Source organism: Paenibacillus sp. CH40, from assembly GCF_024213605.1.
In the GTDB taxonomy this organism is placed as follows: domain Bacteria; phylum Bacillota; class Bacilli; order Paenibacillales; family Paenibacillaceae; genus Paenibacillus; species Paenibacillus polymyxa_B.
This window is the reverse complement of the sequence record NZ_JANAVQ010000002.1, coordinates 1-22,289: the sequence shown is the minus strand read 5'-3', so window position 1 is coordinate 22,289 and position 22,289 is coordinate 1. Positions and strand designations below refer to the sequence as shown.

The window sequence follows — 22,289 nt, the reverse complement described above, 5'->3', positions numbered from 1 at the left end:
GCGGAATTGTTCTGAAGAAACGAAGTGTTCGCCTTTGCAACGGGATTTTAACCTTATCATGTGTTATAAAATGAAAAATCCCGTTGCAACAGCGATCGGAAGAACAATCCGCACGCGAAGCGGCATCCCCCCGTAACTCACTTTATTTTCCAAGGAGGAACCACGATGAGTGACAAAGCGTACGCCTTATTCGAGGAGCAACAGCAACAACGAGGCATTGACTTGGAGCAAGTAAAGGCAAAGCTGAAAGCGCTTAGCATAGAAACACCATCCTGGGGATATGGCGACTCAGGTACACGGTTTAAAGTCTTTCAGAAAACAGGCGTCCCGCGTGATCCGTTCGAAAAGTTGGAGGATGCCGCGCAGGTTCATGCTGTGACAGGCTTATGTCCATCCGTTGCGATCCACATTCCGTGGGATACAGTAGACAATTACGGCAAGCTTCGCAGTCATGCCGAAAGCCTCGGTTTGCGAATTGGGGCCGTGAATCCCAATTTGTTTCAAGACGAGGACTACATGCTCGGCAGTGTCACCAATGTAGACCCGTCCATCCGCCGCAAGGCCATCAACCATTTGCTGGAATGCGTGGATATTGCGAAGGAAACGGGCTCTAACGATTTTAGCTTATGGTTCGCAGACGGAACGAATTATCCCGGTCAGGGGGATATTCGCAAACGGAAAAATTGGATGCTGGAAGCGCTCAGTGAAATGTATAAGGCGCTCACACCTGACATGCGCATGCTGATTGAATACAAGGCGTTCGAGCCAGCCTTTTATCATACGGATATTGCCGATTGGGGCATGGCGTACAATTACGCAACCAAGTTGGGGCCGCAGGCACAGGTGCTGGTGGATACAGGGCATCATCTGCCGGGAGCCAACGTGGAGCATATTGTCGCATTTCTAATTGATGAGCAGCGACTAGGTGGGTTTCATTTTAATAGCTATAAATATGCAGATGATGATCTGATTGTAGGTTCTGCCAATCCGTATGAGTTATTTTTGATCTTTTATCAAATTTTAAATGCCGCTCAGGATGTAGAAGCTGATATCCGCCAAACCGTGGACAAAATCGCATACTTGATTGATCAGTCGCACAATATTGAATCCAAAATCCCGGCCATGATTCGCTCCGTGTTGAATGTACAGACTCAATATGCAAAGGCACTCTTGATTAATCATGCAGAGGTGGAAGATGCAGCAAACCGCCAGGATGTGCTGGGTGCAGAGGATGCTGTACGCCAGGCGTTTGAGTTTGATGTGGCACCATTGCTCAGAGCGATCCGTGAAGAGCAGGGATTACCTACAGACCCGATGAAAGCCTACTTGGCATCTAATTATGGCGCGCAGATTTTACAAAGAGGCAAGGGTGGTGCAAGCTGGTGAGTATCCTCGCTTATGATTTGGGGGCAAGCAGTGGCAGGGTTCTACTCGGAGAATTGATAGATTCACGTATAGTGGTGGAGGAAATCCATCGCTTTTCAAATGATCCGGTCAAAGTTGGGGAACGTCTGCACTGGGATCTGTTGCGTCTGTATCACGAGGTTCAGCAAGGATTGCTCAAAGCCAAACATATGGGAGTGAATCCGTCCAGTCTTGCGATTGACTCTTGGGCGGTCGATTTTGGATTGATTGGGGAAACCGGAGAACTGCTAGGCAACCCTTATCATTATCGGGATTGGCACACCCATGGGGTGATGGAAGAAATACAGGGAAGGCTAGGGAAAGAGTCCATTTTTCAGCGCACGGGCATTCAGTTTTTGACGTTTAACACGATTTATCAGCTGGCTGCTATGCGAAATGCGAGTTCACCGTTGCTGGAGCAGGCAAAGCATTTCTTGATGATTCCAGATCTGCTGCGGTATTTTCTGACAGGTGAAATGTACAATGAGTTTTCGAATGCGACCAGCACGCAATTATATAATCCGTTGCAGCAAAAATGGGATGAAGAGCTTTTGTCTGGAATCGATATCCCCCGTTCCTGGTTTGGTGAAGTCCTAGAACCAGGAAATGTTGTAGGAACGATCCGCTCGTCGGTCATGACCGATCTGGGCATTGGAGCGATTCCTGTGATTGCAGTAGCAGAGCACGATACAGGATCTGCTGTGGCTGCCGTACCTGCGCTGGAGCGCTCGTTTGCGTACTTAAGCTGCGGAACATGGTCCCTGATGGGAACGGAAACGGCACAGCCTGTAATCAATGACGATACACTTCGTTTTAATTTTACGAACGAAGGTGGGGTCGGTCGAACTTACAGACTGCTTAAAAATATCATGGGATTGTGGATTTTACAGGAGGCGCGTAGAGAGTGGGAGCGGCAGGGAAGCTCCTATTCCTTCCCTAAACTGGTTCATATGGCAGAACAGGCTCCAGCATTCACTTCTTTGATTGATCCGGACGATGAACTGTTTCTGCACGCCGGGGATATGAAAACACGTATCCGTCAATATTGCCGCAACACTGGGCAGCCGTTGCCGGAGACGCCGGGAGAGATTACGCGCTGTATTTTGGAGAGTCTGGCGTTAAAGTATCGTTACATTTTGGAGCTTACGGAACGGGTGTCAGGACAACGTTTTAATGGTTTGCATATGGTCGGCGGGGGGATTCAAAATCGCTTGCTGTGCCAATGGACGGCCAATTCAATTCAAAAACCCGTGTGGGCTGGACCTGCAGAAGCGAGCGCAATCGGCAATCTTGCGGTACAATGGATGACACAGGGAAAGTTCGCCGATATATGGGAAGCACGCCGGGTCATCGCAGATTCTATTTCCGTGGAGGAATATGAACCTGCCGAGTCAGAAGCGTGGGAGGATGCCTACGGGCAATTCCGGCGAGTGGCGGGACTTTTTGTACATTAAAGATGTGGAGTGAGATTGCCATGCTGGTCGCAGAAAGATATGAGATGATTGTGCAGCTCGTTAATGAAAAAGGAAGCATACGGGTGTCCGAATTGAGTGAGTTGTGCAAAGTAACGGAGGAAACGATCCGCCGTGATCTGGACCGCCTGGAGCAGGCGGGACGACTGCGCCGTTCGCATGGGGGAGCGGTCAGTGTCAAAAACGAGCAACCTGAAACGCCCTATGCGGTACGGGAAATTATGAACGCAGAGGAAAAGCGTAGGATTGCCGAAGAAGCGGTCAAGCAGATTCAGCCGAATGATCGTATTTTACTGGATGCTAGCACAACCGCCTGGTATATGGCGTCCAGCTTACCGGATATTCCTTTGACAATATTAACAAATTCGATTCGGGTAGCTACAGAGCTGGCGGGTAAGGAAAAAATCGAGGTCATTTCGACGGGGGGCCAGTTGCTTCAACGCTCGCTGTCATATGTAGGCCCGCTCGCAGAGCGTTCACTAGAAACCTATTATGTGGATAAATTGTTTTTCTCCAGCCAAGGGGTTCATCTGGATCGCGGTATTAGCGAATCGAATGAACTGCAAGCTCGTTTGAAGCAGAAAATGGTCAGCATTGCAGACCGCGTGATTTTACTGGCGGATGCGAGCAAATTTGGGCAGCAGGCGTTTACGCATGTCGTGAACCTGTCGCAAGTGTCCGAGATCATTACAGATTCACGGTTGTCGGACCCGATTCGCAGTCAACTTGCGGAGCTGGCGATTCCAGTTACGGTTGTATAAAGCGGGGAGTTTCCAAGGTGAAGGCCGCTTTGCGTTTCATTTGATCTTACGATCGCTGTTGCAGGGGGATTCTTTGATGATGTAAAAAAGTTATAAGTGAGAATCCCACTGCAAGCTTCTAAATTATCACTTCCCCGGATTTTTAGCATTGAGTAAAAATCCGGGGGCAACAGCGATGGGAAGCACCATCCGACTGCGCAGTGGCACTAAAGGTAACTTTTCAGTTATAAAGTAATAGCAATTCCATGGACGGAAGGGGTGTTCCGTATGAAGGTATCTTTATTTATTACCTGTCTGAGTGATGCGATTTATCCCAAGGTGGGGGAAGCGATGGCACGCTTGCTTACCAGATATGGTGTTCAGCTGGATTTTCCGAAGGTGCAGACATGCTGCGGACAGCCGTCCTATAACAGCGGGTATTGGGATGAAACGAGGGCTGCGGCCAAAACGATTTTGAAAGCGTTTAACGACAGCGATTTTGTCGTATCCCCCTCCGGTTCCTGCACCTATATGATTCATCATTACCGGGAGTTGTTTAAGGATGAGCCCGAATGGCTCGATTCGGCACGGAGGCTTGAGCAAAAGACGTACGAGTTTACGCAATTTATGGTGCAAGTGCTTGGCGTGACCGATGTGGGCGCGTCTTTTCCGCATAAGGTAACCTACCATCCGTCTTGCCATGGCACACGTTTGCTCGGCGTGAAGGAGGAACCGATGAAGCTGCTTGGCAGTGTAAAGGGGCTGCAATTAGTACCACTTCCCTTTGCTGAGGACTGTTGTGGCTTTGGCGGGACTTTCGCGGTGAAAATGCCGGATATTTCGGGAGCGATGGTGACTGAAAAAGTGGACCACATCAGGGAGACCGAAGCCGAGGTACTGGTCGGACTAGATATGGCCTGCTTGATGAACATTGCCGGAAATATCCGGTATCGGGAGGAGCCAGTTCGGGTGATGCATCTGGCTGAGCTGCTGTACGAAGGGGTGAAGCACGCATGACCGCCGTACACTCACATTCCATGAACCAAAAGGTTAAGAAACGCGCAGAGCTGGCTCTCAATGATGATTTTCTGCGGAATGCAGTTCGTTTCACTACCGAGCGTCTGCGCAACGGCAAGCGGGTGGCCTCAGAGCAGCATGGAAATTGGGAGGAATGGCGTGAACGGGGCCGTCAAATTCGTCTTCATACCATTGCCCATCTGGACTATTACTTAAATCTATTTGTAGAAAATGCCCGTGCCAACGGGGTGCATATCCATTTTGCCGACACAGCAGCCGATGCCGTACGTATTACACTGGATATTGCTGCGCATAGCCAAGCTCGTTCCGTCGTCAAATCCAAGTCAATGGTGTCGGAGGAGTTACATTTGAATCAGGCGCTGGAGGGGGCGGATATCGAGACGATTGAAAGTGACCTCGGTGAATATATTATTCAACTGGCAGGAGAGCCCCCGTCTCATATCGTCATTCCGGCGATTCACAAAAACCGCTATCAGATTGCCGAGCTGCTGTCCAAAGAAGCAGGGGAGAAACTGTCCGCGGATACGACGATTTTGGCAGGCTTTGTCCGCAAAAAGCTGCGTGAAAAGTTTCTAGAAGCGGATATTGGCATGACCGGGTGTAATTTTGCCATCGCCGAGACAGGCTCCATGGTCCTGTTTGAAAATGAAGGCAACGCACGAATGGTATCCACTTTGCCCAAAACGCAAATTACGCTGATGGGCATGGAACGGATTATTCCATCCTGGACGGATTTGGAGGTGATGGCTACATTACTGCCACGATCCGCTACCGGACAGAAGCTGACCATGTACATGTCTGGAGTTTCAGGCCCCCGGCGCAGCCAGGATGCCGATGGGCCTGACGAAATGCACATCATCATCGTAGATAACGGACGTTCACTACAGCTAGGCAATCCCGAGTTTCAAGAGCTGTTGAATTGCATTCGCTGCGGGGCTTGCCTGAATGCCTGTCCGGTGTACCGACACATTGGCGGGCACGCGTATGGCGGGACATATAGTGGCCCTATCGGTGCAGTGCTTACGCCTGCCCTTCATGGCAACATCGAAGAGTGGAACGATATTGCAAGTGCGTCCAGTCTGTGTGGTGCGTGTTATGAAGCCTGTCCAGTCAAAATACCGCTGCATGATATGCTGGTATATTTGCGTAGACGCAAGGTGGAGGCGGGACAAGGAGATAAGCTGGAAACGGCAGGAATGAAAGGTTTTGCAACCGTGGTTTCCAGCTCGAAGCGATTCGCAGCGGCGATTCGGCTAGGGCAGATTGCCCAGAAAGCGGTCGTCCGTAAGGGCGAAATTACCCTTAAGCTGGGCCCGCTAAAGGGATGGAATACGTACCGTGTGGCTCCCTCTTTGGCGAAAAAATCCTTCCGTCAGCAATGGAACACGCTGGAGCATAAGCTGGAGCAGGAACGCAACGTGATGCAACCGGATGTTCTCAGCCGAATGGAGAAGATTTTGGCAGATAGAAGTAAAGGAGGGACGCAGCATGAGGGAACAGAGTAATCCTTCTGCGCAAGCAAAAGCGGCCCATGAAGCGTGGCTTCAGCAAATGGAAGCAGAATCGCGTGCTAAGCAGGTATGCTTTATGGACGGCATCGCGACGCGGCTCAAGCGTCCACGACAGACGGAGCCGCCAGTTCAGCCGTTTCGCGGAGCACCTGCATTTTGGCACGAATTCGAATGGAGCGCGGAGCAGCGCATCGAGGAGTTTACCGCCAACTTTACAAGTGTTGGCGGGCATGTCGTGCGTCTGCCGGATTTGGAGCAGACCGCAGACTGGATCGCGCTCAAAGCGCGAGAGCTGGGAGCGGCCTATATCGTCCGGCAGAATGAGCCGGATCTGGATGCGCTCCAGCTGGAATCGGCGCTGCCGGAAGTCCGTTTATCGGTATGGAACACCGATCCAGTCGAGGACTGGAAGGCCCGCGCTGCCGAGGCGGATATTGGCATCGTCATCGCCGACGAAGCGGCTGCTTACACCGGTTCGGTAGCGGTACTATCCTCGCCGGAGAAAGGCCGTGCGGTAAGCCTTTTGCCAACCGCACTGATTATTCTTCTGCCCGTAGAGCGCTTGCGAACACGACTGGGCGAGATTCTAAGTCGCTTTGACGAAATCGGGCGTGAGCAACTGCCCGCAGGCATTCATTTTATTACTGGGCCGAGCCGCTCGTCGGATATTGAAAATGATTTGACGATTGGTGTGCATGGACCCGGCATCGTCTATACGTTGTTAGTGGGCTAGCGTGTAGACCGCCTAACGAGCATGATAGAGGGGAAAACGGGTTTCAAAATCTGTTTGTCTGCGATTACTCCTAACCGAAATGCGGCCATCGTGCAGCTCAGTAATACTTTTTGTAATCGCAAGGCCCAGTCCGGTGCCCCCAGTTTCCTTGGAGCGTGATTTGTCCACCCGGTAAAACCGCTCAAACAAGTGCGGGACATCTTCCGCAGGAATTGGGGTGCCGTAGTTGGTGCAGATTACCACCGCCTCGTCGTCTTCGCGTCCTATGGTGATATCGAGGCGTTTGCCGTCTTTTCCGTATCGAATAGCGTTGGAAAACAAATTTTCATACAGGCGTACCAGCTCGTCGGTATCGGCTAGAATCCGAACAGGCTCGACGATTCGGACAAGGTAGGACATGTCCGCCTGTTCCAGCGAGGGTACAAATTCCTCAGCAAGCTGAGTGAGCAATTTGCCGAGATCTACAGGCTCCAGCTCCAGTGGCAGACTGCCACCGCTCACACGCGTGTATTCAAACAGCTCGTCGATCAGTTTTTTAAGCGTCAATGACTTTTCATAAGCAATGTTCACATAATAGCGCAGCTCAATTTCATCCCGATAGCGGTCGGTTTCAATATATTCCAAAAAACCGATCACGGATGTTAGCGGGGTGCGAAGATCATGAGATACGCCGGTGATCAGGTCGTTTTTGGCTTTGGCGGAAGCCCGTTCTTCTTCCAGAGAGAGACGGAGCTTGTCCGCCATGGTGTTCATATTTTTCGCCAAGGTACCCAGCTCGTCCGCTGAAGAAACAGGAATCGTATAGGACAGATCTCCATCAGCAAACTCCTGCATCCCCGTCGTAATTTCGCGAAGGTAGCCAATCGTATTTTTGGTAAAAAGGAAAAAGAAATAGATATATGTAGGTAGCCCGCCCACCAGCATGATCAGTGGGGACCCAATGTGATTTACGGTCCAGCGAACCAGACGGGTGCCAAAAAATGAACGGGAAGGGTTCAGCCATAGCAGCAAGGATGCTCCATAATAAAACACCATCAAAATCAGTCCGGTTAGAGCGAAAGCGGCAAGGCTAAGGGCTGCCAGCTTCCATCCCAACGTGTCATATCGTTTTGCCTTCAAGACGTGAATCCTCCATTAATCGAATTTTTCCATTTTGTAGCCGATGCCCCACACCGTTTTCAGGTATTTGGGTTTTCTCGGATCAGTCTCAATTTTCTCGCGAATTTTACGCACATGAACCATCAGCGTATTGTTGGATTCCAGATATTGCTCTTTCCACACTTTTTCATAGATCTGCTCCATGCTCAGTACTTGACCACGATTACGGGCCAACAGCTCGACAATGGCAAATTCGCGCGGGGTCAGCTTAATGGATTCTCCGGCGAGAGTGATCTCATGCGTGGCAGAATTAATGGAGAGTTCATCCAGTATCATTTCATGCTCCAATGCAGGGGAAGAGTGGGTATATTTCCGTACTCTGCGCAGCTGGGATTTGATGCGTGCCACCAGCTCCAACGGGCTGAACGGCTTAGTGACATAATCATCGGCTCCAACGCTAAGTCCTGTGATTTTGTCCATATCTTGTCCCTTCGCAGACAACATAATAATCGGAAAATGCTCGGTTTCCCTGATCTTCATGCAAGCTTCAACCCCGTCCATATTGGGCATCATCACATCAAGCACCATCACATCTATCGATTCCCGACTGACTTGCTCCAGCGCTTCCAGTCCGTCCCGTGCCATGAGCAGTCGATATCCTTCATTTTCCAAATAAATTTGCATCAGCTTAATAATTTCAGGTTCATCGTCTACTAATAAAATGGTTCCGTTATGCATGGTTGTGCACCCTTTCTGTTCTTTCTAGCAGTAAACAATATGGGCGTATTATATACCTTTTTAAAGATGGAGGCTATGGACACTCATCTCAGTTCGCTTGCTTGGGGTCGTCAGCCTTTGGATAGTGCTGTTTCAGTTGAAGAAATACGGTTTTCTTGCTTGAATTGTCTTTTTTCTATTTCTGGTAATTGACCGAACAAGATCCAAGCAAATGGCAGGAAACGGGAGATGATCGACACGACGAGCCAAGAGCAAAGAAGTGCAAAGAAAAAACCTCCGGCATACCACGCATGAATAAGCTGCGGAGAACCGATATGTGGTGAAAATTGCCGATACAGGAGCAGGAAGAACGGATGAATCAGATACACACCAAACGACAGTGTGCCCAGACGTTCCAGTTTGCGAGTGACAAAGGAATGTTGTCGTCTGTACATTAAAAAGGAAATCTGTAGTATTACCAGCGTGCTAGACAGGCTGTACATATTATACATAAGTTCAAAAACTAGCGAATTGTACGAGATTCCGTACATTCTATTTTCGTACCACATATAGACATGTATGGTGGCTGAAATCAGCCATAAAGCCCAAATTGCGATCCATGTCAGCACTCCGGCAACACTTCGTTCCCCCTTACGTATCAGAAACCACGTTTTCAGCTGTGGGTAGTAGTAACCGAGAGCAGTACCCAGCATGTAGCAGGCTATATAAGACAGTGCCCAACTGCCCTTATTTTGAACATGAAATAGAAATTTATTTCCAATAACAAATGACCACTGTACCAATAGCCCAAGGACAATAGACCATTGTGGAAGTTGCCGACAACGCTGGAACAGCCACAGTACGAATGGAAATGCGAGATAGAATTGCATCATGATAAAAATATAATATAAATGAGTATAAGCTTTGCCTGTGGCCAGTTTCAGAGCAAAGCTCTTCGCAAGTGTGGCTATATTCCATGGTTCGGAGCTGCCAGCCATAAGGGACAGAATGAAATAAAACAGAGAGAACATGACATAAGGTAAGAGGATGTACAGCAATCTCTGCTTATAAAAGCGGCTTAAGAGCTGTCGTCCCATCGGACGATCCTTGTAGTTGTAGAACAGCACCATGCTGCTAAGCGCGATAAATACGGGGGTTCCATACTTCATCAACACATTGAGGGCATTGTATACAACATATAGGCTGGAATTTGTAAGCTGAACCGTTGCATAAGAAGTGGCATGTACCATCAAGACGGCTAAAATCGCCATGGCTCTGACCAACTGTAATTCGGGAATTTTTTCTTTGGTCTTAGTCTTCATAAGCTTCATTTCCTTTCAGGATTGAACTATATCTTGTTGAACTCCTTCTATTAAAAGATAAAGTTCTTAACAACCCTAAAGGGAACGGCTTAAGAAACGCTTATGAACTTCTTAACTTTTGTTAAGAATTGAGGATTTTGCAAAAATCCCATAAGCGACTTCCAATGAACAAGATATAGATCGAAATGGTTTAGTTCGTCTATATCTTGCACTTCGGAGCGACTGGAATCGAATTTTGCAAAATCCTGAATTAAAAAGAACTTCCATAGCCTCAAAATGAGTGGCATGGAAGTTCTTTTTTATACTCATGTTCATTCGTTATTTGCAACGTTTGATAGGTGCGCGTCTAATCTGTCCACGAATAGCGCCGTTCGGATGACGGATCGTGTGGACATTGACGTAGGCATTGCCCTCTCTAATTTGGCACACCAAATCATAAATGGTTCTGCCTCTGAGCGGACCGGTAAGATCACATGCACGAAGCACGCCGCTAACGACGCCTCTTCTAACGGTTATCCCAAACTTCGAAGGACCAAACAGTGTAGCAACAACAGGGCCATTTTCACCTCTTCGTCCCAGATGAATATGCGCTTCGGTTACCCGTGAGATATTGCGTACAGTCAGTTCAAAGCTTAATTGTTGGCTCGTTGGACGGTAACGGAATTCGGCTGTTCCTGTCGCATTTGTTCTGACAGGAGGCACTTCATTAGCCCCCCTTAAGGTGGCTCTAAACTTATTAGACATGACATCCCTCCTTTCCCAGTGTTGGTTTAGTGTATTCACAGGGCCAGGGAAAGGGCTGCACATTAGCCTATTCATCAGAAGTTGTGTGTTTTACAAGTTATTCAGTCCAAGCACAAAACAAACTTTTTCATAGTCTATGAGTATCTGGTAGAGAGAGGAGGGGAAACCATGGGAACATTTATTGATGGAAGAACATCCCAAAACGCTTCGACAGCTAACTCTATTGCCATTCCGATCACTCTTTTAAATACGCCTCAATTGTTTGGGCAGATCGGTTTAAACACACTGGGGGCTACAGGTACGCCACGGGTTCTGCTTAAAGGAACCATATCGCTTCAACTTCCGCTTGCTTTAGTCGGAATAACGATCACTATTGTAAGAGGTACCCTGGTCACTGACCCTGTTGTTTATTCGGCTACGTCTACTTTTAGTTTGAGTTTATTAGCTCCACAGGTTATTGCGTTCTCAGCCGATGACTTTAACCCGCCGATTACACCACAATTGGTTTATACAGCTTTTGTTTCTTCTAACCTGCTGGGTACAGTACGAGTAGGTCCAGAGAGTTTTGACGGAATTTTGGTTGCAGATTAATGCATTAATTTTGATATGACGAAATATGCTTCATAAAGCTTCGCAGTTGTAACTGCGAAGCTTTTTTGTGTACAAGTACAAGTTTCAGCTTAACGAATAAACTACTTTTCTTTTGCATAAGAATTACATAGGCATACCCCTGCAACAATGGGTAGAATTTTATGTATACGCTTACAAAAAAACGAAATATCCTTTGCTTCATACAATTAAAAATTTGGAGGAGGAATGAAAAATGAAGTGGAAAAAAGGATTGACTGGTATGCTTTTAGCAGCTTTTTTATGTGGTGCACCAGGTGTGGGCATAGCTACCCCGGCACATGCATCCGCTGGCGAGTACAAGTTTGATTTTGGTGGAGGTACGGTCGAAACGGGTTATACCGGAGTGAGCGCTTCGCTGTCCTATGACTCAGCACGTGGCTATGGCTTTCGTACCCCTGAGAATATGCGTAATGTCAGTGCTTCGGGGACTGGAGTGGCAAGTGATGCGGTACGGTTCCTGGCTACAGGTACGAAAAGCGAGAATACTTTTGACGTTGATCTTCCTCCTGGTTTGTATGAGGTGTCGGTTACTTTAGGAGATACCTCTCGTTCGAGTATTGCGGCTGAAGGGGTATATCAGGTCATTAATATGACAGGGAATGGGGCCAAGGATCGCTTTCAAATTCCAGTGACAGACGGACAGCTAAATCTGCTGGTTACTGAAGGCAAAGAGGGCGCGGTCTTCACACTCAGTGCATTGGAAATCAAGCAATTATCTAGCAATCCGGTTACGAATCGAACGATTTATATCGGTGGAGATTCTACGGTTTGTAACTATTATCCGCTAGATAGCAGCGTGCAGGCGGGATGGGGTCAACTGCTGCCAGAGTTTGTGAACACGAATACTTTTCAAATTCGCAATATGGCGTCAGGAGGCCAAATTGCTAGAGGCTTCCACCAGGACGGTCAGTTGGAGGCCATCGTCCAATATATCAAGCCGGGGGATTATTTTATTCTCCAATTGGGCATTAATGACACCAATCCAAAGCATAACGAAAGCGAAGCGGAGTTTAAGGACTGGATGCGGGATATGATCCGGCAGGTTAAGGCCAAGGGGGCGACGGTAATCCTGTCAACTCCGCAAGGACGAGCCACTGACTTTAATGCTAACAATGTACACAACGCAGAAAATAGATGGTATAGAAGCGCTATTTTGGCGCTGGCTCAAGAGGAACAAACGCCTTTAGTCGACCTGAATGTTCTTAGCTCAGCTTATTTCACTTCTATTGGTAAAGACGCTACACTGGCCTTGTATATGAACGGCGATACACTCCATCCAAACTATGAAGGTGCAAGAGAACTGGCCCGATTGGTAGTACAGGATTTAAAAAGGCAGGGTCTGAGCGGATTCTAAATTTAAATTATGGGTTTTCCCCTGCTTCTTGCATTCGTAGGAGCAGGGGTTTTTAGCCTCTGTTCAGGGTGCTATAATTATTGAAAAAGCAATAGTAATACGGAGGAATTAGAACATGCAGCCTTTCACTGCCCGTGTGCTTCAAATTATACGGTTGATCCCTGAGGGAAAAGTAATGACTTACGGTCAAATTGCGGCAGAGGCCGGAAGCCCAAGAGGTGCCAGGCAGGTGGTGCGAATTTTGCATACATTGAGCCAAAAACACCGACTTCCTTGGCATAGAGTAGTCAACCGCTTGGGGGAGATTGCTTTGCAGGAGGATGAGTCCGCATCCCTGCAGCGTCTGTATTTGGAGGAGGAAGGCATACGTTTTAATGAAAGCGGGCGTATTCCACTAGATCAATATCTCTATGATCCGCAAGCGGAGATGGAAGAATAGGAACGGAACAAGCTATGCGGTTTTATATTAGGTTTGATCATCACAAAGATCCGGGACAAATCAATTATCGATTTGTCCCGGATTTTTTTATCTAGCATACGAAGCAGATAACTAGAGGTAATCTGTTATTTATAGCATAAGATTCACTTGTCATTTTATCCGATAAGATGCTGCTGATCCCGTTGGGCAAGGTGAAAAGAAATGCTGTTCATCAGCGGTATATCGTTATTTTTCCGGGCTTCCCGGATTAGTTGTTTCTTTTTTTGTTCTGATTCACGTAAAAAGCGGGTCATCCACAAATCAGACGGTTCGTTAGTGGTTGTCATGCGAGATTCTTTTATCATCTATTAACCCTCCCAGTGAGCGGCTGTTATTCTTTCTCTAGTATATGTTCCAAACCTTAATAGATGCTGTTGGTTTCCTTAAAATTAGCTGAAAATTAGGTAAAGTTCAGGTGAAAATAGGTTGAATCAATATCTCATTGAACGAAAAGTAGTATAAAGCGAGTAATCAGGAAGTAAAGGTTACAAAAATGTATTGTTTTGACACCTTGTACCAACATAAACCTGAAAGTACAATTAGAATGCAAAGAGTTCGTGGAAATTTATGTCGAAAAGAATGGAAATGATTCGAAGAAGGCACGAAAGGGGAGAGATTCATCTATGAAGCAAAAAGCGGCTGCCGTGCTGCTTGTATTGTCCTTATCATCAGGCTTGGCCTCCACTGTACAGGCTGAGAGTTTATCAGGAAATGTAGCATCAAGTACGTCAGTTAGTCCATCCGCTGGGGTTACATCGAAGACATCATCCGTAACGGGTCAGGCTTTACCTACATTGACACTCAAGCAGGCCGCGGAATGGGCACAGACGAACAGTTACAATACGCGTACCGCCGAACGGGACGTAGAGCGTCACAGAATGGAACTAAAAAATGCAGAAAAGGATCTGGGGAATGCATTTGTTGATTTTATAGACGGCGAATATGTTGATGATAATACCTCTTGGAGAAGTTATAACTCTTCGACGCTATCTTATCTAGCCAGCAAAAAGCAGGCGCAGTTCGCCAAAGACCAGATTTATTTTAATGTGATGAAAAGCTACCAAAGTGTGTTCGTGGCAGAGAATCAAGTGAAAAATGATCTAGAAGCACTTGAAATCGCCCAAGCGGAGGAAAAGATTGCACTTGCCAAATTTGCGCGCGGCAAGCTGTCTGAGTATGCAAAAAACGAGAGTACACAGGCCAGAAACCAGGCTCAGCAAACAGTAGAACAGGGGAAAATTGCGTTGCAAAAATCCAGGGATGCTCTGAACTTCCTCATGGGACAGCCTAATGGAACAGCCTATGAATTGGTTGATCGACCCGTGTACAAGGAACCCAAAAAACTGGATATCGAATTACATATACAACAGCTGACAGACATGAATCCGAATTTATGGAAGCTGGAGGATAGTATCAAAACTTCGGAGCTCAATGTGAGATACTTCGATTTTAACAGCGGCGCAGGTGCTTACGATCTAGCTAAAATGGATGTCGATACAGCCAAAGAGGAGCTAGCCAAAGGTCAAAAGGATTTTGCCGAATCACTCCGCAATTTGTATGCCACGGTTAAGGAAAACCAAAAGAAATACGTACAACTGGAAGAAAGCTTGCGTACGGCAAAAGAGGCCTTGGAGTTATCACGCAAAAAGTGGGCCAGAGGTCTAATTATCGAGACGGAGTTGAAAAATAATCAGCTAAAAGTGAACCAGATTGAACGGCAAATGGAAGAGCTGGCGATCGAGTTGGATCAAAATGAGTATACGTTGAACAAGCCATGGAGCACATAGGGAGGAAAAGGCGTTGGCAGAAACGGTTTTAAATGATGCTTTAATCAAGTTACGGAAAAAACGGAGAAAAAAGTGGATATGGACTGCAATTGTTCTACTGGTTGTAGGTGGAGGCGGAGCGGCAGTATATCTGAATCTGCCCAAGGAGCAGGAGGCACCTTTAGTTCAGGATGAGACGCTTAAAGTAGAGCGCGGCGATGTGAGTGAGAAGCTGGACACGTCCGGCACTGTGCAAGCATCCAAGGAAGTGAAGTTAAACTTCACGAGTGCAGGTGATAACAAGCTGGCAGCGGTAAATGTGAAAGCCGGGGACAAGGTGAAAAAAGGACAGGTGCTGGCTCTTCTGGACAGTTCAGAAATTAAAATGCAAATTCAGACTGCGTCTGATACTTTGGAAATATCCAAAGCCAAGCTGGCTGAATTAGAAAAAGGTCCGAAGGCAGAGGATATTGAAATTCAGAAGACAAATGTACTTCGGGCCAAAATGGCTATCGATACAGCGCAAGAATCATTTGAATTGGAAGAAGCCGAAAGTCAGAAGAAAACTTCCCAAAAGCAGTTGGAACAGGCGCGAAAGGCATATGAAGACCAAAAGTTTTTACATGATGCCGGGGCGGTGTCCAACAGTGAATTGGAGCAGGCAGAGCAAGCACTGGATAAAGCACAGACGGACTATGATGGTCTGGATCTGCAGTTCCGCAAAATCATGTCGCAAAAACGTCGCACCATTTCAGAAGCTGAAATCGGATATCGTACGGCAATGGCAGAGCTTCGCAAAATTCAGGTTCCTGCTGATGCATCCAATATTCAAGCCTCACGGATAGAGGTTCGAAGACAGGCGACGGAACTGGAGCAGAAGAAAAATGAATTGAACAAGCTTCAGGTCACAGCACCTTGGGACGGAGTGATCTTGAAGGTGAACGGGGATGTGGGGACCAGTCCGACCGCTCCATTCATTGTCATGAATAACTCGGATTCCAACGATCTTAAGGTAGTTGTAAAGGTAAGTCAGACCGACATTGTCAAAGTAAAAAAGGGTCTTTCAGCCGTGTTGACTACCAATGCCTATCCGGGTGAATCTTTTCCAGGGAAGGTGCAATTCGTCTCACCGGAAGCCTCTACGGATGAAGGGATGACGACGTATCTGATGGAACTGTCTGTCCATGACCCTAAAGGCAAGCTCAAAACGGGCATGATTATGAATGTGGCCGTTATTTTGGGAGTACACAAAAATGTACTGTTCGTACCTGCGACTGCGCTGAGATCCGAAGGGGGACAGGATGGCGTGTATGTTGCCGCCAATAACGCTGCGAATCCAGGGGCGCGCACATTCAAGCCCGTAGAACTCGGATTTTACACGCCAGATCGAGTCGAGCTCAAGTCAGGTGTAAAGGAGGGTGACACGCTTATTGTGCCTGCTCCTGAACCTCCGCCGGATCCTTCCGCTATGGGCGGCATGCAGGGAGGCTTTTAAACGGGTATGAGATACGTCATTCAGATTGAGGATTTGAAAAAAGTGTACCAGGTCGGAGATCAGGAAATTCATGCCCTGCGTGAGGTACAACTTGATATTGCTGACGGTGATTTTGTTGCGATCATGGGACCGTCTGGATCAGGCAAGTCCACGATGATGAATGTCATCGGCTGTCTGGATTTACCTACATCGGGACAATTTTATTTGGATGGCTATTCGATATTAGATGCCCGCGAGGATGAACTGGCTATTATACGTAATCAGAAAATCGGATTTGTATTTCAAAAATTCCATTTGCTCCCGCGAGCAACGGCTTTGGAGAATGTGGAACTGCCTATGATCTATGCGGGTATTTCTGCCAAGGAGCGTCGTTTGCGGGCAATGGAAGCCCTCACTAGCGTAGGTCTAGGCGATCGGATGAACAATAGGCCGAACGAATTGTCAGGCGGTCAGCAGCAGCGGGTATCCATTGCGCGCGCACTTGTGAACAATCCGGTTATTCTCTTGGCGGATGAACCGACAGGCGCATTGGACTCCAAAACTAGCGTTGAAATCATGGGGATTTTTCAGCGTCTGAATGATCAGGGGAAAACGGTTGTATTGGTTACTCATGATCAGGAGGTTGCGGAATACGCCAAGCGTCTGATTCATTTTCGAGATGGGCGGATTGAAGAGGATCAGCCTGTTGGGAAACGAAGAATGGCGGCAGAGGAAGTGAAGGCATGAAGTTTAAGGAAATTATCCGTGTGTCGCTCAACAGTTTGCGAACCAATATGCTGCGATCTTTGCTGACCATGGTGGGCATTATTATCGGAGTGGCCGCTGTGATTATGATTGTAGCCATCGGTAAAGGATCAACGGCTACGATTACATCTCAGATCAACAGTATGGGAAATAATCTGCTGATGATCTATCCTTATGCTCCATATGATGGGTCCAGCTCCATGTCGTTCAGTCAGACGAAAGGAATATCTCTGGAAGATATCGATGCGCTAGAGCAGCAAAAAGCAGTAGCAGAGGTAGCACCAAGTGCCATGACCAATGCAGATATTACGTGGAGCCGCAATAAGGTCAGCGGGCAAATTGAGGGGACTTCGCTGGCATTTGTTCATGTGAGAAAGCTGTCGCTAGCTCAAGGTAGGTCCTTTACACACTATGAAGTGGATAAACGAATGAATGTGGCTGTGCTTGGGAGTGATGCGGCCCGTAATATTTTTGGTCCGGATGCCTCCAGAGCGGTCGGTGAGACGATCATGATCAAACAGCTTCCTTTTAAGGTGGTTGGTGTGCTGGCAAATTCCAATTCCAATATGAGTAACAGTGGTCAGCAGGTATATGTACCGATTACAACGGGGATGGAACGGCTAGGCAATATGAGTATTCAGCAGGTGAACGCCTCCGCAACAACAGAGGAGAAGATTAGTCAGGCAAGTGCTGAAATTCGGCAGGTGCTACGTGTCAGACATGAGCTAAAGCCATCAGAGGGTGATGATTTTCAGATTATGACCCAGACGGAAATCTTAAAAACAGTGTCCGGGGTTGATCGGATTATGAATATGTTGCTGGCCGGTGTAGCTGCAATTGCGCTTGGCGTTGGTGGTGTCGGCATTATGAATATTATGCTGGTGTCCGTTACGGAACGCACAAGGGAGATCGGGATTCGCAAAGCGATTGGTGCGCAGCGCAGTGATATTATGTTGCAGTTTGTGGCTGAGGCTGTTTTTCTCAGTCTGATGGGTGGACTGGTCGGCGTAATGGTGGGTCTCGGAGGTGCAAAGCTGCTCGAGAAATTCGTCCAAATGCCGATTGTGTATTCGATAGAGCCCGTGCTGTACTCTTTTCTGTGCTGTATGGCAGTCGGGGTGTTGTTCGGAGTATATCCGGCGCGGAAGGCGTCGAAGCTACGTCCGATTGATGCTTTAAGATACGAATAAGGGAGCGGGTACTTCGCCTTACTCGAAAGAGCAGGGTGTAAGTACCCGTTTTTTGTGTGTAATAAGTGTTTTAAATGATGAAAAGACATGAATAAACACTTTAGTTTTATATATATGATGTTTTATATGATTTTTAAGGTTGATTTATTGTTATATATGACGTATTATATTCAATATCAGATCGAAAGAAAAAAGGAGGGACGTTCATCATCGACCTTACGGCAAGACAAGTAGAAATTTTAAACATTGTACAAAAGCATGCCCCGATTACCGGGGATCAGATTGCGGAAATGCTTAATCTCAGCAAGGCGACCATTCGGACCGACTTATCCAAATTGGGCATTCTGAATTACATAGATGCAAAGCCCAAGGTCGGATATTTTGTTGGAAAACGGGGCACGCCAAATCGGGAGGAAAAATTCCGGCTGTTGCAAATGAAGGTCGGCGATCTTCATGGGGTTCCAGTCATCGTACGTGAAACAACAACGATTCAGGAAGCTGTCGTGGCTCTCTTTTTGGAAAATGTGAGCAATTTGATCGTCACCGATGAAGACGGAGATTTGGCAGGGGTAGCTTCCCGCAAGGATTTGCTTAAGGTAACGTTAGGGAATCCCAATGCAGCAACCATTCCTGTCAGCCTTGTGATGACCCGACAGGCGAATGTTGTCACCGTTTCCCCAGAGGATACGGTATTAGAGGCAGCGCGCAAAATTATTGCCCGTCAAATCGACAGCCTGCCTGTCGTCGTCCCTTCCGACTCCGACAAGCCAGGGGAGCACTGGAAAGTCGTGGGACGCATTACAAAAACGAATATTATTAAAATGTTGCTCGATATGGTAGCAGAGGATTAATGGGAGGAATCGAATGGTTCAGGCGAGCAGTCATTTTATAGCGATCTGTTCAGACTCGATTGGCGAAACGGCAGAAGCTGTCGTACAGGCGACCATGCGCCAATTTGAGTTACCAGACACAGAGATCAAAAGATTTATGAACGTGAGGGATGAAGACGAGCTGAGCCGGGTGATGGAGGAAGTTGCCGAGCGTAAAGGCTTTGTAGCGTATACGCTGGTACAGCCGGAATTGAGAGAGGCGATGAAAGAGGAGGCTGTCCGGCTGAATGTGCGGGCTGTCGACATTATGGGACCGATGATGCAGGCGTTTGCCGATACGTTCCATGACGATCCCAAAGAGAAGCCAGGTCTGCTGCATCGACTGGACGACAACTATTTTCGCCGTGTAGAGGCCTTGGATTTTGCGGTTCAATACGATGATGGCAAAGATGTGAGCGCCATTCTTAAAGCGGATATTGTATTGCTTGGGGTATCCCGTATTTCCAAAACTCCTTTATCCATGTTTCTCGCGCATAAAGGTTATAAAACGGTCAACATACCGGTTGTACCGGAGCTGACACCCCCTGTTCAGTTGAAGGATGTTCAGCGTGGTCGAGTGTTCGGACTAACGATCGAGCCAGAGTTACTGTTAAAAATACGCAGTGAGCGACTAAAGGTTATGGGGCTTCCTAATAATGTGCAGTATGCTACAGCGACGAGGGTGGAAGAGGAAATAGCGTATGCGCAGTCTTTGTTTAAAGAGCTGAATTGTCCGGTTATTGATGTTACAGATAAGGCGATTGAAGAGACGGCAGGTTTGATTATCAGAATGTTATAGAGCCTAGTAGCTGCTCATATAACTAAAAATTAAAATCGTAGGATACAGGAGTTTAATAGATAAATAGAAAGATTGCGGCAAAGCTACCCTAAATAATTCATTTGCTTAAGGGTAACGATTATTTTTAGGAGAGGTGGAGGGATAGGTATGGAGAGTCAAATGGCATTGGAATTCGTTCGGGTAACAGAGGCAGCGGCACTGCAATCAGCACAATGGACAGGGCGTGGAGATAAGAATAGCGCGGACGAGGCGGCTACGGTAGCCATCCGCACTCATTTTAATGCGGTATCCATGGACGGCACGGTCGTCATTGGTGAAGGCGAAATGGATGAGGCTCCCATGCTGTATATCGGGGAAAGAGTAGGCAACCGCAGAGGACCGGCTATGGACATCGCTGTCGATCCACTAGAGGGAACCGAAACGGTAGCAAATGGTTTGAATAACGCTCTGTCGGTCATTGCTGCTGCACCTCGTGGTAGTCTACTCCACGCTCCGGATATGTACATGCAAAAAATGGCCGTTGGCCCGGCATTGGCTGGAAAGCTATCACTTGAGGACCCCATCCCAACTACATTGTCAAAAGCTGCACGAGTACTCGGTAAATCCTTGTCTGATCTTACCGTGTCCATTCTGGATCGTACACGGCACGCCGGGATCATCAAGCTTCTGCGGGAAAGCGGCGTTCGAATCAAATTGCTTGGCCATGGGGATGTGATGGGCGCGATTGAAACATGCCTGGATAGCGGTGTGGATTTGCATATCGGTTCTGGTGGCGCTCCTGAGGGTGTATTGGCTGCTGCAGCGCTGAAATGCATGGGCGGAGAAATTCAGGGTCGTCTGCTGCCTCATGGTGAAGAAGAGATTGAGCGTTGCAAACGTATGGGCATTACTGACCCCGGTGCGTTGCTTTCCATGGATGATATGGTCGGACGCCAAGGCGTGATGTTTGTGGCTACAGGTGTGACACCTGGAGAGTGGTTGCAGGGGGTTCGTTCTCTTCCCGGTCACAGAGCGGAAACTCATTCAGTTGTAATGCACTCGGAAACAAAAACGATTCGCTTCGTGCGGAGTATTCATCATACAGCTGATTCTTCCGGTACGCTTGCGGTAGCGGCATCCTCTTGAATATTAAAGTCATGGCTTCCTAAATCTGTCCTGTCCCCACAGTCGGCGCAAGGTTCTTCTTCGCCTTGCATCGTTGAGAGGTGAACTCAAAGCAGGAGTTGCGTATGTTGTAAACACAATACGGAGATTAAGTTTATCGTTTAACAAACGAGGAACGATAGTTCAATAAAACAGCGGTATCTAGGACTCGTCTAAAGATACCGCTGTTTTTCATATTTCGGGATCAATCTAACTGTCATAGAGCAGATGAAGTTATCAACTTTTGGAATACACATCGAATAACCTCACTTTCATTGAGTGACGTAAGCATAATTGTTTTTGCCATAACTAATTGACAAAGCAAATCCTCATGTAAAATTAGAATAACACAGATTTAAGTAATACTTCCGCCTATTGGCATTATGAATTACTTTGGTGTTTATCTATAGTTGTCTATTAAAAGGAATTAATTGCAAGTAGAATTAATTTGGTATACGTGTTAAATTACTAGTCCAGCCGATAAAACAAGATCAAAGATTTTTAATAAGTTTGAACAAACTGGAAATTTTTACAGGTAGACTTAATTGCTTTAAATTGATATATTATTAGTCCAGCCCGAAAATGATTATTAAAAATATGGGTTGGATGAATCGCCTGGAATTATTTACAGGTTGAACAAATTAGACGAAAATGTTATATTAATGTTCTGGCTCAAACAAAGCCGTATGAAAATTTGATCTTTGAAAACTGAACAACGAGTGAGTACGGATTTTGCTTGCAAAATCCAACGCTGAAATTTTGGTACATGCCGTCAGGCTGTATGAAATGGAAGCGAACAAGAGATATTTTTATCTCGTCAGTTTCAACATGAGCTTATCGCTCTTTCTATAAACCAACTTCGGTTGGTCTTTAATGGAGAGTTTGATCCTGGCTCAGGACGAACGCTGGCGGCGTGCCTAATACATGCAAGTCGAGCGGGGTTATGTAGAAGCTTGCTTCTACATAACCTAGCGGCGGACGGGTGAGTAACACGTAGGCAACCTGCCCACAAGACAGGGATAACTACCGGAAACGGTAGCTA

21 protein-coding genes and 1 rRNA gene are annotated in these 22,289 nt (G+C 47.2%); 17 read left to right on the top strand and 5 right to left on the bottom strand.

The genetic code is table 11. From position 1 onward, the window contains the following. Positions 1-165 precede the first annotated feature (165 nt). The 6 genes from rhaI (at position 166) to NLX73_RS06535 (ending at position 6,898) form a co-directional block, all read left to right on the top strand. Positions 166-1,386 carry an L-rhamnose isomerase gene (gene rhaI / locus NLX73_RS06560; RefSeq protein WP_254325720.1) on the top strand — a complete coding sequence of 407 codons (1,221 nt, stop codon included), beginning with the start codon at positions 166-168 and terminating at the stop codon, positions 1,384-1,386. Continuing rightward, a complete protein-coding gene (gene rhaB, locus NLX73_RS06555; protein ID WP_254325719.1) occupies positions 1,383-2,858 on the top strand; it encodes a rhamnulokinase in 1,476 nt (491 codons plus the stop codon). The genes rhaI and rhaB overlap by 4 nt, the downstream gene beginning before the upstream one ends. 20 nt (positions 2,859-2,878) lie before the next feature. Then, positions 2,879-3,637 (top strand): DeoR/GlpR family DNA-binding transcription regulator, encoded by a 759-nt coding sequence (locus NLX73_RS06550; RefSeq protein ID WP_061831384.1) that lies wholly within the window; start codon positions 2,879-2,881, stop codon positions 3,635-3,637. 267 nt (positions 3,638-3,904) lie between these two features. After that, the gene (locus NLX73_RS06545; protein ID WP_254325718.1) at positions 3,905-4,633 is read left to right on the top strand and encodes a (Fe-S)-binding protein; all 729 of its coding nucleotides are present in this window, start codon (positions 3,905-3,907) and stop codon (positions 4,631-4,633) included. Then, on the top strand, positions 4,630-6,159 hold the full coding sequence (locus NLX73_RS06540) for a LutB/LldF family L-lactate oxidation iron-sulfur protein (RefSeq protein ID WP_254325717.1): 1,530 nt from the start codon (positions 4,630-4,632) through the stop codon (positions 6,157-6,159). Before NLX73_RS06545 ends, NLX73_RS06540 begins: the two co-directional genes overlap by 4 nt. Continuing rightward, positions 6,143-6,898: a LutC/YkgG family protein gene (locus tag NLX73_RS06535; protein ID WP_254326041.1), complete on the top strand. Its 756-nt coding sequence runs from the start codon at positions 6,143-6,145 to the stop codon at positions 6,896-6,898. The genes NLX73_RS06540 and NLX73_RS06535 overlap by 17 nt, the downstream gene beginning before the upstream one ends. Positions 6,899-6,910: 12 nt before the next feature. Here the strand turns inward: NLX73_RS06535 and NLX73_RS06530 are convergent, their stop codons facing one another. The 4 genes from NLX73_RS06530 to NLX73_RS06515 all read right to left on the bottom strand — a co-directional run bounded on the left by NLX73_RS06530 (position 6,911) and on the right by NLX73_RS06515 (position 10,779). Further along, positions 6,911-8,017 (bottom strand): sensor histidine kinase, encoded by a 1,107-nt coding sequence (locus NLX73_RS06530; protein ID WP_254325716.1) that lies wholly within the window; start codon positions 8,015-8,017, stop codon positions 6,911-6,913. A gap of 15 nt (positions 8,018-8,032) precedes the next feature. Continuing rightward, entirely contained in the window at positions 8,033-8,734 is a 702-nt protein-coding gene (locus NLX73_RS06525) for a response regulator transcription factor (protein ID WP_254325715.1), read from the bottom strand. Positions 8,735-8,844: 110 nt separating this feature from the next. Further along, positions 8,845-10,035 (bottom strand): acyltransferase, encoded by a 1,191-nt coding sequence (locus tag NLX73_RS06520; RefSeq protein WP_254325714.1) that lies wholly within the window; start codon positions 10,033-10,035, stop codon positions 8,845-8,847. 318 nt (positions 10,036-10,353) lie between these two features. Beyond that, positions 10,354-10,779: a CHRD domain-containing protein gene (locus NLX73_RS06515; protein WP_023988435.1), complete on the bottom strand. Its 426-nt coding sequence runs from the start codon at positions 10,777-10,779 to the stop codon at positions 10,354-10,356. Positions 10,780-10,947: 168 nt separating this feature from the next. Between NLX73_RS06515 and NLX73_RS06510 the strand changes: the two genes are divergently transcribed. From NLX73_RS06510 to NLX73_RS06500, 3 genes are all read left to right on the top strand, one after another. Beyond that, positions 10,948-11,370 (top strand): hypothetical protein, encoded by a 423-nt coding sequence (locus NLX73_RS06510; protein WP_023988436.1) that lies wholly within the window; start codon positions 10,948-10,950, stop codon positions 11,368-11,370. Between the two features lie 232 nt (positions 11,371-11,602). Continuing rightward, positions 11,603-12,763 (top strand): rhamnogalacturonan acetylesterase, encoded by a 1,161-nt coding sequence (locus tag NLX73_RS06505; protein WP_254325713.1) that lies wholly within the window; start codon positions 11,603-11,605, stop codon positions 12,761-12,763. Between the two features lie 115 nt (positions 12,764-12,878). Further along, positions 12,879-13,202 (top strand): MGMT family protein, encoded by a 324-nt coding sequence (locus tag NLX73_RS06500; RefSeq protein WP_235308267.1) that lies wholly within the window; start codon positions 12,879-12,881, stop codon positions 13,200-13,202. 155 nt (positions 13,203-13,357) lie between these two features. Here the strand turns inward: NLX73_RS06500 and NLX73_RS06495 are convergent, their stop codons facing one another. Continuing rightward, the gene (locus NLX73_RS06495; RefSeq protein ID WP_013370989.1) at positions 13,358-13,546 is read right to left on the bottom strand and encodes a hypothetical protein; all 189 of its coding nucleotides are present in this window, start codon (positions 13,544-13,546) and stop codon (positions 13,358-13,360) included. Positions 13,547-13,864: 318 nt separating this feature from the next. On the opposite strand from NLX73_RS06495, the gene NLX73_RS06490 reads away from it, so the two are divergent. From NLX73_RS06490 to NLX73_RS06455, 8 genes are all read left to right on the top strand, one after another. Then, positions 13,865-15,028 (top strand): TolC family protein, encoded by a 1,164-nt coding sequence (locus NLX73_RS06490; protein WP_254325712.1) that lies wholly within the window; start codon positions 13,865-13,867, stop codon positions 15,026-15,028. A gap of 13 nt (positions 15,029-15,041) precedes the next feature. Next, the gene (locus tag NLX73_RS06485) at positions 15,042-16,502 is read left to right on the top strand and encodes an efflux RND transporter periplasmic adaptor subunit (protein WP_061832085.1); all 1,461 of its coding nucleotides are present in this window, start codon (positions 15,042-15,044) and stop codon (positions 16,500-16,502) included. Positions 16,503-16,508: 6 nt separating this feature from the next. Further along, complete coding sequence (locus NLX73_RS06480) at positions 16,509-17,228, top strand: ABC transporter ATP-binding protein (RefSeq protein WP_061832084.1); 720 nt, start codon at positions 16,509-16,511, stop codon at positions 17,226-17,228. Beyond that, positions 17,225-18,436: an ABC transporter permease gene (locus NLX73_RS06475; RefSeq protein WP_165175377.1), complete on the top strand. Its 1,212-nt coding sequence runs from the start codon at positions 17,225-17,227 to the stop codon at positions 18,434-18,436. The genes NLX73_RS06480 and NLX73_RS06475 overlap by 4 nt, the downstream gene beginning before the upstream one ends. A gap of 236 nt (positions 18,437-18,672) precedes the next feature. Further along, the gene (locus NLX73_RS06470) at positions 18,673-19,287 is read left to right on the top strand and encodes a helix-turn-helix transcriptional regulator (protein ID WP_223822107.1); all 615 of its coding nucleotides are present in this window, start codon (positions 18,673-18,675) and stop codon (positions 19,285-19,287) included. Between the two features lie 13 nt (positions 19,288-19,300). Further along, a complete protein-coding gene (locus tag NLX73_RS06465) occupies positions 19,301-20,104 on the top strand; it encodes a pyruvate, water dikinase regulatory protein (RefSeq protein WP_069291845.1) in 804 nt (267 codons plus the stop codon). Between the two features lie 147 nt (positions 20,105-20,251). Continuing rightward, positions 20,252-21,229 carry a class II fructose-bisphosphatase gene (gene glpX / locus NLX73_RS06460; protein ID WP_013310165.1) on the top strand — a complete coding sequence of 326 codons (978 nt, stop codon included), beginning with the start codon at positions 20,252-20,254 and terminating at the stop codon, positions 21,227-21,229. A gap of 888 nt (positions 21,230-22,117) precedes the next feature. Continuing rightward, a 16S ribosomal RNA gene (locus tag NLX73_RS06455) occupies positions 22,118-22,289 on the top strand; the annotation flags it as partial.